At 70.6% G+C, this 13,685-nt stretch carries 9 protein-coding genes and 1 pseudogene; 5 read left to right on the top strand and 5 right to left on the bottom strand.

What is annotated here, in order from left to right:
- Positions 1-158: 158 nt before the first annotated feature.
- Together BUE30_RS02095 and BUE30_RS02090 are read right to left on the bottom strand one after the other, a co-directional pair.
- Entirely contained in the window at positions 159-1,799 is a 1,641-nt protein-coding gene (locus BUE30_RS02095; protein ID WP_073326163.1) for an alpha-glucosidase, read from the bottom strand.
- A gap of 13 nt (positions 1,800-1,812) precedes the next feature.
- Positions 1,813-2,847 (bottom strand): YihY/virulence factor BrkB family protein, encoded by a 1,035-nt coding sequence (locus BUE30_RS02090; protein WP_083601016.1) that lies wholly within the window; start codon positions 2,845-2,847, stop codon positions 1,813-1,815.
- 137 nt (positions 2,848-2,984) lie between these two features.
- Here BUE30_RS02090 and BUE30_RS02085 point away from each other — a divergent pair, with 137 nt between their 5' ends.
- Complete coding sequence (locus tag BUE30_RS02085) at positions 2,985-3,869, top strand: alpha/beta hydrolase (RefSeq protein WP_073326160.1); 885 nt, start codon at positions 2,985-2,987, stop codon at positions 3,867-3,869.
- 89 nt (positions 3,870-3,958) lie between these two features.
- Here the strand turns inward: BUE30_RS02085 and BUE30_RS18235 are convergent.
- Positions 3,959-4,180, bottom strand: a pseudogene (locus BUE30_RS18235) (ArsR/SmtB family transcription factor); the annotation flags it as partial.
- Positions 4,181-4,293: 113 nt separating this feature from the next.
- Here BUE30_RS18235 and BUE30_RS02075 point away from each other — a divergent pair.
- Positions 4,294-5,925, top strand: a complete 1,632-nt coding sequence (locus BUE30_RS02075; RefSeq protein WP_073326158.1) for an alpha-amylase family protein — start codon at positions 4,294-4,296, stop codon at positions 5,923-5,925.
- Positions 5,926-6,109: 184 nt separating this feature from the next.
- Here the strand turns inward: BUE30_RS02075 and BUE30_RS02070 are convergent, their stop codons facing one another.
- Both BUE30_RS02070 and BUE30_RS02065 read right to left on the bottom strand, forming a co-directional pair.
- A complete protein-coding gene (locus BUE30_RS02070) occupies positions 6,110-6,745 on the bottom strand; it encodes a response regulator transcription factor (RefSeq protein WP_073326156.1) in 636 nt (211 codons plus the stop codon).
- Positions 6,742-8,337 carry a cache domain-containing protein gene (locus BUE30_RS02065; RefSeq protein WP_212590697.1) on the bottom strand — a complete coding sequence of 532 codons (1,596 nt, stop codon included), beginning with the start codon at positions 8,335-8,337 and terminating at the stop codon, positions 6,742-6,744. The genes BUE30_RS02070 and BUE30_RS02065 overlap by 4 nt, the downstream gene beginning before the upstream one ends.
- Before the next feature lie 515 nt (positions 8,338-8,852).
- Between BUE30_RS02065 and BUE30_RS02060 the strand changes: the two genes are divergently transcribed.
- The 3 genes from BUE30_RS02060 to BUE30_RS02050 all read left to right on the top strand — a co-directional run bounded on the left by BUE30_RS02060 (position 8,853) and on the right by BUE30_RS02050 (position 13,528).
- Positions 8,853-9,938, top strand: a complete 1,086-nt coding sequence (locus tag BUE30_RS02060; RefSeq protein WP_073326154.1) for a TRAP transporter substrate-binding protein — start codon at positions 8,853-8,855, stop codon at positions 9,936-9,938.
- 134 nt (positions 9,939-10,072) lie between these two features.
- Positions 10,073-11,149, top strand: coding sequence for a TRAP transporter small permease subunit (locus BUE30_RS02055; protein WP_073326153.1), 1,077 nt, complete (start codon positions 10,073-10,075; stop codon positions 11,147-11,149).
- 24 nt (positions 11,150-11,173) lie between these two features.
- Positions 11,174-13,528, top strand: coding sequence for a TRAP transporter large permease (locus BUE30_RS02050; RefSeq protein ID WP_073326151.1), 2,355 nt, complete (start codon positions 11,174-11,176; stop codon positions 13,526-13,528).
- The last annotated feature ends 157 nt before the right edge of the window (positions 13,529-13,685 follow it).

Here is a 13,685-nt window from a genome sequence, read left to right as displayed (position 1 = left end):
GCCCATGCGCATGATCTTCCCTACGATTACAAGGACGGTGCTCATCCCGGCTCTCCTGTCGTGCGGGGCGGACTTATGCATGCGCGGCAGGACGCGTCAACCGGGCGGCGCGGATAAAATGTCGCGCCGGCGCGATCCGGCGCAACAAGATTTCACGATCAGGCCGCCCCGAGGACCCAGATCGCTTCCCAGGGCTCCAGCACGAGGCGTCCCGCCTCGATCCGGTCGCGGGGCTCCACGCTGCCGGCGAGGCCCGCGCCGGTCACGGCGAGCTCGGGGTCGATCTCGGCCTCCGCCCGCTCGGAGGAGAGGTTGGCAACGACCGCCAGGCGCAGCCCCTCATGGGTGCGCGTATAGGCCCAGACCTGCGGATGCTCGGGCAGGAACAGGCGCGTCCGGCCATGGACCAGCACCGGCTGCTCCTTGCGCAGCGCGACGAGGCGGCGGTAGAGCGCGAAGACCCCCTCGGGATCGGCGCGGTCGGCGGCGATGTTCACCTCCTCGGCATTCGACGGAAAGCCGATCCAGGGCGCGCCGGTCGTGAAGCCGTGGCCCGGCCCCGCCTCCCACGCGACGGGGGCGCGGGCATTGTCGCGGCTGTTGCGGCCCGCGCCGCGCAGGAAGTCGGGCTCGTCCATCCCGGCCTCCAGGCTTTCGCGGTGCATGTTGAGCGTCTCGACATCGCGGTATTCGTCGATCGAGGTGAAGCCGGCATTGGTGAAGCCCGCCTCCTCGCCCTGGTAGATGTAGGGCGTGCCCTGAAGCCCGTGCAGCGCCAGCGCCAGCGCCCGGGCCGAGCGGACGCGCCATTCCCCCGCATCGCCGAAGGACGAGACCGCGCGCGGCAGGTCGTGGTTCGACCAGAACAGCGCGCCGGGCCCGAACGGGGCCAGCACGTCCTGCCAGTCCTGGAAGACGCGTTTCAGTGTCGGCAGCTGGAAATCGAGCGGCTTCCACTTGCCGTGCGCTTCGTCCCAATGGGCGCTTATATGGGCGAACTGGAAGAGGGTGTGCAGCTCGTCCCGGTCCGGATCGACATAGAGCGGCGCCGTCTCCGGCGTGACCGACCACGTCTCGCCCACGGTCAGCAGGTCGGACCCGGCCAGCACCTCGCGGTGCATTTCCTGCAGGCGCTCGTGAAGGGTGGGGCCGTCGGTCAGGATGCCCGCGTCGATGTCCTTGCCGATATGGTCGATCACGTCCATGCGGAAGCCGGCGATGCCCCGGTCCCGCCACCAGCGCATCATGTCCCAGATCTCGGCCCGCATCGCGGGATTGTCCCAGTTGAGGTCCGGCTGGCCCGGATCGAAGAGGGCGAGGTAGTACTGCCCAGTCGCCTCGTGCAGGTGCCAGGCGGGGCCGCCGAAATAGGACCGCAGGTCGCTGGGCGGCCCGCCGCCCGGGGCCGGGTCGCGCCAGACGTAGAAGTCGCGGAACTCGGCGCCGCGCCCGGTCAGCGCATTCCGGAACCAGGCGTGCTGGTCGCTCGAATGGTTCACCACGAGGTCCATGACGATGCCGATGCCGCGCGCCTTCGCCTCGGCAATCAGCCTGTCCATGTCCGCCATCGTGCCGAAGCGCGGCTCGATGGCGCGGTAATCGCTGATGTCGTAGCCGTTGTCGGCCAGCGGCGAGGCATAGACGGGCGACAGCCAGATGAACCCGATCCCGAGATCGGACAGGTGGTCGAGACGGGACGTGATGCCGGGAATGTCCCCGATCCCGTCGCCGTTCGAATCCTGGAAGCTCAGCGGATAGACCTGATAGCCGACCTTGTCGGCCCACCAGCGCTCGGACATTGATCTGCCTCCCTCAGGGCTTGAGCCGGCCGGTCCCGGCGGGGTCGTGCTTGGCCTGGCGCTCGATCTCGCTGTCGATCTCGGCGCCCAGCAGGACGATGTAGGCGGAGAGCCAGAGCCAGGTCAGCAGGATGATCACGCCGCCGAGCGTCCCGAACGTCTCGTTGTACGAGCCGAAATTCGACGCGTAGAAGGTGAAGGCCACGGTGCCGATCACCCACAGAAGCGTCGCGAAGGCCGCGCCGGGCGTGATCCAGCGCCACCGCACCGTCCGGTTCGGCCCGAAGCGGTAGAGGATCGACAGCCCGCCCACGACCACGGCCAGCATCAGCGGCCAGCGCAGGATCTGCGCGGCCAGTTCGGCCTGTGCGCCGAAGCGCACCCAGGCCAGCAGGGTCGGCAGCGCCGCGCCGAGGACCGCGATCAGGAGGAAGCCGACGATCACCCCCAGCGTGAGGACGAAGTTCGTCGCGTAGACTGCCACGAATCCACGCGATTCCTTCACGTCGAACGCGACGTTCAGCCCCTCGACGATCGACTGGATCGCCTTGGAGGCGGAGTAGAACGCGACGAGCAGACCGAAGAGCGCGGCGAGCGTCAGCCCCCCCGTCTCGGACCCGGCGACCGCGGTCGCCTGGTCGATGATGATGTCGGCGGCCCCCTCGGGCAGCATGTTCGCCAGCGACGAGAGCTGGTCGACCAGGATCTGCGGGCTGGTCAGCAACCCCGCCAGCGCCAGCGCCGCGACGATGCCGGGAAACAGCGCGAGCAACCCGTAGAAGGCGCAGCCCGCGGCGATCAGGCTGACATGGTCCTCGACCGATTCGGCGTAGGTGCGCTTGAGCACCGCCCACCAGCCCTGCCCTGCGATGTCGGTCGGCTGGGCGGAGGGATCGGACGGGGGCGGGCGGCTGCCGATGTCCTCGGCGTCGGTCTGGGCTTCGGCCTCGCCCCGGGGCAGTGACCGGGGCCGGGGGGCGGGATGGTCCGCGCGGACGACGCGGTCGCCCTCGCGGCGGTAGAATGGTGGGGCCGTGCGCTCCGCCATGGTCGCTCCTCGCAGTGATCCTGCCTCGCCAACGCGACCTTGCCCGCCCTGTTCCCCCCGGTGGGGAAATCGGTTGGAGCGGCGCGGCCGCCGCGCCAGACTGGCCCCGCCCCGCCCCGCCCCGACCCGAGCCGCCCATGCCCGCCCGTCCGATCCCCGCCCGTCCCATCCCCGTCCTTGCCCTGGCCCTGGCCCTGGTTTGCCAGCCGGCGCTCGTCGCCGCGGGCCCGGGCGAGCGCGACGTGACCCTTGGGGGCGGCGCGCTCGCGGGGACGCTCGCGCAGCCGGACAGACCCGCGCGGGGCGCGGTGCTGCTGCTCCACGGGTTCACCGGCACGCGGGACGAGGCGGCGAGCGCCCCGGTCCCGCGCGGCCTGCTGGGTCACACGGCGGACCGGCTGGCGGAGGCGGGCTGGACGAGCCTCCGGATCGACTTCCGGGGGTCCGGCGAGTCCCTCCGCGACCTGACCTTCGCCGAGACCACGATCGAGGGGCAGGTGGGCGACGCCCTTGCCGCATCGGCCTGGCTGGCGGAGCGGACCGACGGTCCGCTCGTCCTGCTCGGCTTCAGCCAGGGGGGGATGGTCGCGGCGCTCGCGGCGGGCCGGTCCGAGGGGATCGACGCCGTGGTCCTGTGGAACGCGGTCGCGGATCCGCAGGCGACCTACGGCGCGCTGTTTCCCCCCGGCACGCTGGCGCGGATGGCGGCGGCGCCGGGTGGCGCAGTCGCTCCGGTGCCCGGAACGGACCTGTCCCTCGGGCGCGACTTCTTCGCCGGTCTCGCCGCCCTCGACCCGCCGGGGGCGCTGGCCGCGTTCGACGGGCCGCTCCTCGTCGCGCAGGGGCAGTCGGATGGCGTGGTCGCGCCCGCCTCGGCGCAGGCCTTCCTCGCGGCGCATGAGGGGCGCGAACTCTTCGTCCCGGTGGAGGCGGGGCACGCGCTGGGGATCGGGGCCGGGGCCGGGGCGCTGGACGCGCTGATCGATGCCACGCTCGCCTTTCTCCCGGCCGGGATCCCGTAGCGCAGCGCGCTTTCCAGATGCAGGAGGTCCGCCGCGCCGGACCAGGCGGCCAGCCGGTTGACGGCCCAGGGGGCGAGCAGGCGCAGCGGGGCGGGGTCGAGCCGTACGATCCGCCGCGTGCCCTCCCGCGCCCGCGCGACCAGACCCGCCCCCTCCAGCACCGTAAGATGGCCCGAGACCGTCGACTGGGCCAGGCCGAGCCACGCGGTCAGCGCGCCCACGTCCCGCGCCCCGAAGGAGAGCCGGTCCAGGATGCGCCGCCGCACCGGATGGGCGAGGGCGGCGAGCAGGGTGTCGAGATCGGGCGCCACCGCAGCACATTCGCACAGGGGATGTGAACGGGGCCTGAACGCGGGCCCTCGCGCTCGCCCGGGGCGGCGCCCGGCCTAGATCGGCCCTGACCCGAGAAGGAACTGACGGAACGATGCTCGACCTCTGGTACAAGAACGCGGTGGTCTATTGTCTCGATGTCGAGACGTTCATGGACAGCAACGGCGACGGGGTGGGCGATTTCCGCGGCCTCACCGACCGGCTCGACTACCTCGAGGGGCTGGGCGTCACCTGCCTCTGGCTCAATCCCTTCTACCCCACGCCGAACAGGGACAACGGCTACGACATCACCGATTTCTACGGCGTCGATCCGCGGCTCGGCACGCTGGGCGACTTCGTCGAGTTCAGCCGCGCGGCACGCGAGCGGGGGATGATGATCCTCGTCGACCTCGTCGTGAACCACACCTCGATCGACCACCCCTGGTTCGAGGAGGCGCGCGACCCGGACAGCCCGCGCCACGACTGGTACGTCTGGTCCGACAAGAAGCCGGACGACCTCAAGAAGGGCATCGTCTTCCCCGGCGTGCAGGAGGCGGTCTGGACCTACTGCAAGAAGGCCCGGAAGTGGTACATGCACCGCTTCTACGAGTTCCAGCCCGACCTCAACATCGCCAATCCCCGTGTCCGCGAGGAGATCATGCGGATCATGGGCTTCTGGCTCGAGATCGGGGTCAGCGGGTTCCGCGTCGACGCGGTGCCCTATCTCGTCGAGTACAAGGGGCTGAAGGAGGAACCCGACCGCGACCCGATGCTCCTCCTGTCCGAGATGCGCGACTTCCTCTCCTGGCGCCGCGCGGGGACGATCCTGCTGGCCGAGACCAACGTCACCCACGACAAGATCCCGGAATATTTCGGCGGCCACGAATTCGGCACCGACGAGCGGATGCACATGTGCTTCGACTTCCCGCTCAACCAGGCGGTCGCGCTGGCGCTGGTGCGCGGCGATGCCGCGCCGATCCGCGAGGCGATCCTCTCGCGCCCCGTGCCGCCGCCGCTGCAGGCGCAATGGGCCAACTTCCTGCGCAACCACGACGAGCTGTCGCTCGACAAGCTGACCGAGGAAGAGCGGCAGGAGGTGTTCGACGCCTGGGCGCCCGAGGACGGGATGCAGATCTACGGGCGCGGCATCCGCCGCCGGCTCGCCCCGATGCTGGGGGGCGATCCGGCGCGGCTGGCGCTGGCCCATTCGCTGCTCTTCGCGCTGCCGGGCACGCCGGTGATGTGGTACGGCGACGAGATCGGCATGGGCGAGAACCTCGACCTCGACGAGCGCAATTCCGTCCGCACGCCGATGGCGTGGAACGCCGGGGACATGGCGGGCTTCTCCTGCACCGAGGGGGAGCTGGTCCGCCCGCTGGCGAGCGAGGGTCCCTACGATCATCGGAGCGTCAACGTCGCGGCGCAGATCGACAAGGAACATTCCCTCATGGCCGAGCTGCGCCGCCTGATCCGCGCCCGCCGCGCCGCACCCGAGATCGGCTGGGGCGCGTGCTCGGTGATCGAGGACCTGCCGGACGGGGTACTCGGCCTGCGCCACGACTGGCGCGGCAACGCGGTCGTCACCTACCACAATCTCGCCGATTGCGCGGTGGAGGTGAAGCCCGACGTGGGCGACGAAGATCTGAAGGGCCTCCTGCGCTGCGACGAGGACGTCCCTGCCGGAAGCGGCTTCACCCTGCGCCCACACGACTGGAAATGGTACCGGGTGGGCGGCGAGCGGCGCTGAACGGGCGCCCGCCACGGCCCCGGGGCCGGGACGCCGCAGGACGACGCCTCCGGCCTGGCGGGATCGCACCGTTCCCCGGGGGTGGCGGGGCTGCGTCCGGAACGGGACGGCTCCCGGTCGTGCGCTTCGAGGAGATCCGACCGGGATCCCGCGCGACAGCGCGCCCCGAGGCGCCGCGTTCCCTTCAGACTCCGGTGCCCTGCAGCACCCCGTTCTCCAGCGCGTAGCGCGTGAGGCCGGCGGTGGACGAGATGCCGAGCTTGCGCTTGATGTTCTTGCGGTGGGTCTCGACCGTGCGGACCGAGATGTCGAGCTCCCACGCCACTTCCTTGTTCGCCTTGCCCTGGGCAAGGCGCAGCAGGATCTCCTGCTCGCGGCTCGTCAGCGCCTCGCGCCCGTCGGTGGTGCGCGGCGCCATCGAGGACCGGGTGCCCGGGCAGAGATAGCGCTCGCCCGCCATCACGGTGTCGATCGCGACCTTGATCTCGTCGGTCGGCACGTCCTTGAGCACGTAGCCCCGCGCCCCGTGGGCGAGGGCGGCGCCGATATATTCGGGGCTGTCATGCATCGACAGGATCAGCACGCGCGTGCCGGGCCGCCGCTCGAGGATCATCTCGGTCGCGCTGAGCCCGCCCAGCACGGGCATGTTGAGGTCGAGCAGGATCACGTCGGGGGCCAGCGCCTCGACCTGCTCCACCGCCTCGCGGCCGTTGGTGAGGGCGCCGGCCACCTCGATGTCGTCGTAGGTCTCGAGGATCGACTGGATCCCCTCGGCCACCATCGGGTGATCGTCGACGATCAGGACGCGGGTCGGGGTCATGCGGGTTCCTTCCGGGTATCGGCCGGGGGCGGCGGTCCTTCGCCGGGCGCGGGCCTGGCCCCCGGACCTGCGCCGTGCCGGACCGGAACGGGCGCCTCCGCCGGCGGGGCGGCGGGGGGACCCGGCAGTCGGGCGAGGGTCGGGCGGATCCCGGCCCCGGCCGCCTCTCCCGGGCGGGTCTCGCCGGTGCGGCTGCCCGGGGGGAGCATGTGGCTCAGCGGCACCTGCGCCTCGATCACCGTGCCGCGCGCGGTCGAGATCAGGCGCAGCGAGCCGCCGAGCTGCTCCATCCGCTCCTGCATGTTCCGCAGGCCGAGGCCGCCGGATCGCCGGTCCTCGCGCGTCAGGCCCCGCCCGTCGTCGCTGATCCGCAGCAGGGCGCCGCGGCGATGGCCGCGCAGGTGGATGGCGACGGCGGTCGCCCCGGCATGGCGCTCCACGTTGGTCAGCGCCTCCTGCGCGACGCGGTAGAAGGCGATCCGGGCATCGGCGCTGATCCGGTTGCGGAAGACCACCGTCTCGAGATCGGTCTCGATCCCGGTCCGGGCCGAGAAATCCTCGGCCAGCTGCTTCAGCGCCGGCCCGAGGCCGAGATCGTCGAGCAGCCCGGGGCGCAGGTCGCGGCTGATCCGCCGCACCTCCTGCGTGGCCTGTCCGATCCCGGCGATGCCCTTCTCCAGGCTCTCGGCCGCGCGGGCATCGCCCCCGGCCAGCCGCCGCCGCGCCAGTTCCAGCGCGTAGCGCGTCCCGACGAGGATCTGGCTGATCGAATCGTGTAGCTCGCGCGCGACGCGGCCGCGCTCCTCCTCCTGGGTGTCGATCACGCGCTCGGTCAGGGCGCGCAGCTTGGCGTCGGCCAGCCGGCGCTCGCGCAGGTTCAGCACCATGCCGGTGGCGAAGACGCCGATCAGCGCGACGAGGGCGATGGCGACGATCTGCGCCGAGGTCCGGGCGATCCGCGCCTCCACCTCGGCCCGGGCCGCGGCGACCGAGGCCAGTGCGTCGTCGATGAAGACGCCCGTGCCGACGACCCAGCGCCAGTCCTGCAGGCCGTTGACATAGGCGATCATGCGCCCCGTCTCGCCGGTCGAGGGGCGCGGCCAGTCGAATTCGAGAAACCCGCCCCCGGCGCGGGCGATGGCGATCAGCTCGTCCACCACGGCGACGCCGTTCGGATCGGTCAGCCCCGACCAGTCGCGCTCGATCAGCCATGTCTGGCGCGGCGCGACGAGGTTCACCCCGTCATAGTCGAAGACGAAGAAGTAGCCGTCCTGACCGTAGATCATCGAGGCGAGGATCTGCGTCGTCTCCAGCTTCGCCGCCGCATCGTCCGGCGCGGCCCGGCCGTAGACGTTGAGGAAGGCGGTCCGGGCAATGGCGACGTAGTTGCGCAGCTCCTCGCGCGTCGCCTCCAGCATCTGCGCCTCCAGCGCCGCGATCTCGCGGTCGGCGAGCTGCCGGGTCTGGCGGGCATTGACCGCGACGATGAGGGCCGAGGCGAGGACGAGCGGGACCGCCGCCAGAAGGAACACCTTCTGGCCGGTGGACAGCGCCGGAAGCGACCGGCGAGGCAGGGCGGAACGCCACGTCATCGGGCGACATTCATAGCCGCTCGGACGTACCAAGGGAACGGTTCCCTCCCCGCACCGGGTCGTGGCGTTGCGTCGCGGCGGGCGGGGAGGGACCAAGCCGGGAGGGGGCGGCCTGCGCCGGCCCTGGCCCTCCACCCGTCGGGGTCCCGGGGCAGGCAAGGGACAGGGTCGGCGTCACCCTTCCATGCCCGGGGGCGGGTCAGGCCCGGGACGGGTCCGGTTACGCCCTGCGACCGTCAGACCACCCGCGCCGGGCCGTGCCCCCGGGCCTCGCCGGCGGGATCGGACCGGCACGACCCGGCGCGGCGCCGCGCGAGGATCGCAGCGATCCCGCCCTGCCGTCCCCCGCCCCTGGCGCAAGAAACCTGTCCGGGCGGGCCGTCCTACGCACTATCCGGTATTTGCGTTCCGGTAATCCGTACCTAAGGTGCCCGGATCGATAACAGGGACCTGCGGCGCCGGCGAGGAGACGGCGGCGCGCGTGTCGTACAGGGTCCGATCTTGGGAGGAACATCATGGATCGTCGTTCATTCATCCGCGCGACCACCGTCGGCGCGACCGCCGCGGCGGCGTCCGGCCTCGCCGCTCCGGCGATCGCGCAGGGCAACCGCACGCTGACGCTCGTCACCACCTGGGGCCGCGGCCTCGCGGGCGTGCATGACAGCGCCCAGTACTGCGCCGACATGATTACAGCGATGACCGACGGCCAGCTGACGGTCGACCTGCGCGCCGCGGGCGAGCTCGTCGGCGCCTTCGAGGTGTTCGACGCGGTCTCGTCCGGCCAGGCCGACATGTATCACGGGGTCGACTACTACTTCCTCGGCCAGCACCCGGCCCTGTCGTTCTTCAGCCAGATCCCGTTCGGCATGACCTTCATGGAGTACAACAACTGGTGGTACCACGAGGGCGGGATGGAGCTGGGCGACGAGCTCTACTCGATCTTCGGCCTCAAGGCCTTTGCCGCGGGCAATACCGGGCCCCAGTCCGGCGGCTGGTTCGCCTCCGAGATCAACGGCCCCGAGGACTTCCAGGGCCTGCGCTTCCGGATGCCGGGGCAGGGCGGCCAGGTGCTCAGCGCGCTCGGCGCGTCGGTGCAGAACCTGCCCGGCGCCGAGGTCTATCAGGCGCTCGCCTCGAACTCGATCGACGGGACCGAGTGGATCGGCCCCTGGGCGGACGAGAAGGCCGGCTTCCAGGAACTGACGAACTTCTACTACACCGCCGGTTTCCACGAGCCGGGCCCGAACCTGAACCTGACGCTGAACCTCGACGTCTACGAGAGCCTGACGCCCACGCAGCAGCAGATCATCGCCCAGGCCACGACCGCCAGCAACCTGTGGACCATGTCGCTGTTCATGGCGAACAACTCGGCCGCGCTGCAGCGTCTGCAGCAGGGCGGCGTGCAGCTGCTCGAGTTCAACGACGCCGTCTGGGACGCCTTCGGCACCGCCGCGCAGGACGTCATCCAGGAGCCGATGGGCGACGAGCTCTATGCCCGCGTCTACGACAGCTACATGGCCTCGATGCAGAGCTCGGCGCAGTGGATCTCGCGCTCCGAGGGCACGTTCACGCGGCAGCGCGACCGCATCATGGGCTTCTGAACGCCCGGGCGGGGCGGGCCATCCCGGCCCGCCCCCGACCGCCGCGCGCCCGGTCCCGCCCCGCGGGGGCGGGCCGCGTCGCCTGACAGGGACCGGCCGGAGGGCCGGCCCGCCATTCCCGAGGGACAGCACCGATGGAAGACGAGGTCGCGGCGGCCGGCTTCTGGCCGACATACGAGAACGCCTTCACGCGCTTCACCGACCGGCTGATGGGCGCCACGGCGGAGTCCGTGGACGGTAGCGTCGAGGTGACGGGCGGCGCGCTCGTGGCGATCTGGAACGCGATCCTCTACGTGATCGGCGGCCTGATCGAGGTGCCCTACAACGTCGCCTACGCGATCTTCCATCCCGGCGACTGGCTCGCCTGGGTGCCGAATGTCACCTTCTCGGGTTCGATGCCCGACCAGGCCATCGCTGAATCGCTCATGCGCTTCGTCTACTTCGCGGCCTCGAAGGAGCTGTTCTTCTTCCTGCTCTTCGTCTTCCTCGTCATCACGATCGTCGGCTACGTCCGCACCGGTTTCCTCTGGGGGATGGTGCGCGGGCTCGAGGGCTTCGGCAACGCGATCGGGCGGGTCGCGGCCTGGGCGGGCCTGCTCATGGTGCTGCAGCAGATCGTCGTGATCTTCATGCAGCGCGTCTTCGCGGTGTCCGAGATCTCGCTCGGCTTCGGCAGCGTCTTCACCAAGGACGTGAGCTGGTGGTCGGAGGAGCTCAAGCTCTACAATGCCGCCGTCGTCGCGCTCTGCGTGGCCTACACCTTCGTCCAGGGCGGCCATGTGCGGGTCGACCTCGTCTATTCGCCGATCAGCTTCCGCGCCAAGAAGGTGGTGGACATGGTCGGCTCGCTTCTCTTCATGGTTCCGGCCGCGATGCTGATCTGGCTCTACGCCTGGTTCTTCCTCTGGCGGCATCTCGTCGTGCCGAACCCCTCGGCTTCCGAATCGCTCGACCGCCTGCTGAACAAGGCCCGCGCCCTGCGCTGGAACATCGAGACGATCAGCTTCAGCCCCAACGGCTTCAACGGCTACTTCCTGTTCAAGGTCCTGCTCTGCCTCTTCGTCGTGCTGGTCTTCCTGCAGGCCTGCGCCTTCTTCTGGCGGTCCTGGCTGGAATACCGCGAGGGCGAGACGAGCGCCGACCGCTACCGCGACTTCGACCGCGAGCCCGAGCATTCCGCCGACCTTGCCGCGCCGCAGCGCACCCACTGATCAGCACGACCGGGATTCCATACCATGCTCTTCGGACTCGACGGCATCGAGATCGGCCTACTGATCGTCTTCCTGGTGCTCTTCGGGGCGATCCTGTCGGGCTTTCCGGTGGCCTTCGCCATCGCGGGGGCCGGGGTCATCTCCTTCGCGATCATCGCCGCGCTCGACAGCGCGGGGCTGCTGGTCCACCAGGCGATCGACACCTCCTCGCAGGCCTATCGAGACCTGACCGCCAGCGGGGTCCGGCCCGACGCCATATCCGTCTTCCGCTATCCCGAACTGCCACGCGTGGGCGAGCACCTCTTCGCCGGCGGCTGGGAACTCGCGCTCGACCGGAACCTCGGCTTCATCGTCAACCGCATCAATGAGCGCGTGCTGGCGGGGGCCAGCATCGAGACGCTGCTCGCCGTCCTGATGTTCGTGATGATGGGCATCGTGCTGGAACGCAGCCGCATCGCGGACGACCTGCTGACCACGATGGCGCGCGTCTTCGGCCCGCTGCCGGGCGGCCTCGCCGTGTCGATCGTCGTCGTCGGCGCCTTCCTCGCCGCCTCGACCGGGATCGTCGGCGCGACGGTCGTGACGATGGGCCTGCTCGCCCTGCCGACGATGCTCAAGAACGGCTATTCGCCCGAGCTCGCGACCGGCGTCATCGCCGCCTCCGGCACGCTGGGGCAGATCATCCCGCCCTCGATCGTGATCGTTCTGCTCGGCACGCTGGCGGGGGACATCTATTCGACCGCGCAGGAGACGCGCGCCCAGCTCGCCGGTTGCACCGACGCGCTGACCTATCTGGGCGAGCCCGCGGTCGTCTCGGTCGGAACGCTGTTCCAGGCGGCGCTGCTGCCGGGGATCCTGCTCGCGGTGCTCTACGGGGCCTATGCCTTCGGCTACGCGATGCTGAACCCGTCCAAGGCGCCGGCCATGCCCTCGACCGGCACGATGGGACAGCCCGCGCCCCGGTCCGAGAAGCTGGCCTTCTATCTCGGCGTGCCGCTGCTGCTGATCGCGCTCTTCGTCGGGCTGCAATCGGTGAACGTCGTCGGCAGCCAGTCGGTCGTCGTCGACAGCTATTCCCAGGCCGGAACGGGCGCCGCACTGCGCACCAACGTCTCGCCCGATTGCCAGGAGGCGATGATCGAGCTGCACGGCCAGCGCGCCTGGGACGCGGCCGTCGCCCAGCAGGCGGAGATCGACGCCGGCGGCGGCGTGGCGCAGGCCACGCTGCGCACCGAGGAGGAGCGGGCCCAATTGCGGCAGGCGCTCATCGCCTCCGCCGCGCCGATCGGCATAGGCATGGCCATGATCGCGGTCCTCTTCGGGATCCTCTTCTCGCTCGCCCGGGCGGTGGCGCCGCTCGACAGCCCGCGGCCGCTCGTGATCGGCAGCGCCGGGATCGGCCTGCTGCTGCTTGCCGACATCCTGTTCATCGGGCCAACGACCTCGCCGGGGCTGACCGTCGCGTTCATGCTGATCCCGCTCGCGGTGATCCTGTGGGGCGCGCGCGGCGCCGTCGCGATGCTGGCCGAGAACGAGCTTCTGCGCGTCGTCTTCCCGCCGCTGGTGCTGATCGTGGCCGTGCTCGGCTCGATCCTCGGCGGGGTGACCAACCCGACGCCGGCCGCCGCGCTCGGCGCGGGCGGCGCGCTGCTTCTGGCCGCCTACCGCAAGCGGCGCGAGCAGGGCAAAGGGGCGGCGCTGATCCTCTGGGGCTCGGCCGCGATCGTCGTGATGCTGCTGATCGGCTTCAACTTCGACCTGCGGCTGGGCGCCGAGACGGCGACCGGCTGGACGATCATCGCCTATCTCGCGGCCTTCGCCGCCTTCCTCACGGCGATGGCGGGTCTGCTCTATGCCTGCTGGGTGCTCTTCGCGGGAGGGGTGCTGACGCCCGTCGTGCGCGAGACGGCCAAGGTCACGAGCATGGTCTTCACCATCCTCATCGGCTCGCAGCTGCTGAACCTCGTCGTCATCTCCTTCGGGGGAGAGCACTACATCCAGCAGTTCCTGCGCAGCTTCGACAGCGAGTGGACGGTGTTCCTGCTGGTGATGCTGGTGCTGTTCATCCTCGGCTTCGTGCTCGACTTCCTCGAGATCATCTACATCGTCGTGCCCATCGTCGGCCCGGTGATCTACGGGGGCACGCTGGACCCGTCCTGGGTGACGATCATGATCGCGGTGAACCTGCAGACCAGCTTCCTGACCCCGCCCTTCGGCTTCGCGCTGTTCTACCTGCGCGGCGTCGCCCCGCCCTCGGTCACGACGGGACACATTTACCGCGGCGTGATCCCCTTCGTCCTGATCCAGATCGGCGCGCTGCTGATGCTGGCGCTGGTGCCGGGGGTGGTGACCATCGTGCCGAACCTGCTGGGCGGCTAGGGTCTCGGTACCGAGGTACGGGGGGCAAGCGCGCCTGCCGGATGACCCCGTCCGGAATGCGGGGGGCAGCTCGAGCACCGACGACTTCGGGGCGCGGCGGGAGCGGCCGGGGCACCTGGACGCCCTCGCCCGGACCCTTGCCCCTCGCCCCGCTGGA

This window comes from Wenxinia saemankumensis (genome assembly GCF_900141735.1).
Lineage (GTDB): Bacteria > Pseudomonadota > Alphaproteobacteria > Rhodobacterales > Rhodobacteraceae > Wenxinia > Wenxinia saemankumensis.
Note: the sequence above shows the minus strand (reverse complement) of the source record. Positions and strands in the feature narration are given on the sequence as shown.

Excerpts from the sequence above, each read along its gene's own strand:
- BUE30_RS02055 (WP_073326153.1), top strand. The coding sequence starts at position 10,073 with ATGGAAGACGAGGTCGCGGCGGCCGGCTTCTGGCCGACATACGAGAAC.
- BUE30_RS02090 (WP_083601016.1), bottom strand. The coding sequence starts at position 2,847 with ATGGCGGAGCGCACGGCCCCACCATTCTACCGCCGCGAGGGCGACCGC.
- BUE30_RS02050 (WP_073326151.1), top strand. The coding sequence starts at position 11,174 with ATGCTCTTCGGACTCGACGGCATCGAGATCGGCCTACTGATCGTCTTC.
- BUE30_RS02060 (WP_073326154.1), top strand. The coding sequence starts at position 8,853 with ATGGATCGTCGTTCATTCATCCGCGCGACCACCGTCGGCGCGACCGCC.
- BUE30_RS02065 (WP_212590697.1), bottom strand. The coding sequence starts at position 8,337 with ATGACGTGGCGTTCCGCCCTGCCTCGCCGGTCGCTTCCGGCGCTGTCC.
- BUE30_RS02085 (WP_073326160.1), top strand. The coding sequence starts at position 2,985 with ATGCCCGCCCGTCCGATCCCCGCCCGTCCCATCCCCGTCCTTGCCCTG.
- BUE30_RS02075 (WP_073326158.1), top strand. The coding sequence starts at position 4,294 with ATGCTCGACCTCTGGTACAAGAACGCGGTGGTCTATTGTCTCGATGTC.
- BUE30_RS02070 (WP_073326156.1), bottom strand. The coding sequence starts at position 6,745 with ATGACCCCGACCCGCGTCCTGATCGTCGACGATCACCCGATGGTGGCC.
- BUE30_RS02095 (WP_073326163.1), bottom strand. The coding sequence starts at position 1,799 with ATGTCCGAGCGCTGGTGGGCCGACAAGGTCGGCTATCAGGTCTATCCG.